The organism is Runella aurantiaca, assembly GCF_003339505.1.
In the GTDB taxonomy this organism is placed as follows: Bacteria; Bacteroidota; Bacteroidia; order Cytophagales; family Spirosomataceae; genus Runella; species Runella aurantiaca.
In genome coordinates this window covers 1-1,420 of the sequence record NZ_QPIW01000059.1, presented here as the reverse complement: position 1 = coordinate 1,420, position 1,420 = coordinate 1, and the positions used below count along the sequence as shown (strand labels likewise).

Genomic DNA, 1,420 nt, shown 5'->3' with positions numbered 1-1,420 from the left:
TGTATTGTCCTAAAATTAGTTGACCGTTTTTAGTTAATCCTGAAATATGTTTACCGTTTTCTTCTTAGTCCGAATTTAATCTATTTTTTCTCTTTCCGTTTAGAAGGATCGTAATAGTTTTTCCAACGACGTTCCAGCGGGCCGAATTCACTATATGCTTCATTTGGACTGAGCATATCACAGCTTAGATGCGGACGCTTATAGTTGTAAAGAAATATACTTTTCTCTAACAAAACATACGCTTCCTGTAGCGTTCGCACCGGTTGATGACTCAGATATTCCTGTTTGAGAATCCCGTTTACTCGCTCTGCAATTGAATTCTCTAAGGGGTCCGAGTTTTCCGTCATACTGATTCGAATATGATAGTTTTCGACTGCTCGAATATACTCGTTACAACAATACTGGATGCCCCGATCACTGTGGTGAATCAACCGGCGACCAATTCGCTTAGTAATTTGCTTGAGAGCCATTTCCAACGCTCGTTGTGAATTGACGGCTTCCAAATTATCTGCCAGGGCAAAGCCCATGATTCGACGCGAATAGGCATCAGTAATCAAAGAGATGTATAGGTAACCTGCATCTGTTAACCAATACGTTATATCAGCCACCCATACTTGGTTTGGCCGAAGAATAGTCATATCCTTGATTAGATTGGGATACTTTCGAAATCGATGCCTTGAAAAAGTGGTAATCATTCTACGCTTACGTTTCCTAATTAACAGATTATTAGCGGCCAGCAGGTCAAATAAAGCGTCTCTGCCCATTTTTATTCCCCTTTCCATGAGCTCTTTTTTGAGGAGCTCATATAATTTTTTTCCCCCTAAACGAGGATGATCCTTTCGAATTTGTTCAATTAAAGCTAAGACATGTTGGTCACATTCTTCGGTGGTTAACTGCCTGTTTTTATGCTGATAGAATGCCTGACGGCTAAAACCAAACAACCCGCTTATTTGCCTGATATGGAAATGTGGATGACTTAGTCGAAGGAGTTGGATTGTTTGGTATCGGACTTTTTTTCGATGGCGATGCCCAGCTCCTGCTCGGCAACCCGAATTACGGTCTTGTAATAAAGAATTTGGAGCTCAGACTGTTCCAACTCCTTCTCAAGTTGTTTCACTCGCCCTGCTAACTCATCGGCCTTGAGTGCGATCTGTTCAACGATAGTCGGGGGTGGTTCCTTAGTAGCTTGTTTCATGGGATCTGTACGTTGTTGTTCCTCCTGTCGGACTCGTTCCAGCCATTTAGTAACGGTCTGACGGGTGAGAACCTTGTACTTGGCCATGCCCTGCTCAATAGTCAATCGGTTCAGGTTGATTTCTTCAACCATCTGGCGCATCCGTAGTTCGTGTGCCTGTTTGCGAAGCAAAAATATGTGTCCCATCTGCTTGTGTAGATGGTCAATCTATTTTAGGACAAGACA

General features: G+C 42.6%; 2 protein-coding genes. Both read right to left on the bottom strand.

Annotation, left to right across the window (positions count from 1 at the left end; translation table 11 throughout):
• Nucleotides 1-80: 80 nt before the first annotated feature.
• On the bottom strand, nt 81-959 hold the full coding sequence (locus DVG78_RS29805) for an IS3 family transposase (protein ID WP_229598356.1): 879 nt from the start codon (nt 957-959) through the stop codon (nt 81-83).
• A 17-nt stretch (nt 960-976) separates the two neighbouring features.
• Nucleotides 977-1,381 (bottom strand): hypothetical protein, encoded by a 405-nt coding sequence (locus DVG78_RS29800; protein WP_229598355.1) that lies wholly within the window; start codon nt 1,379-1,381, stop codon nt 977-979.
• Nucleotides 1,382-1,420 lie beyond the last annotated feature (39 nt).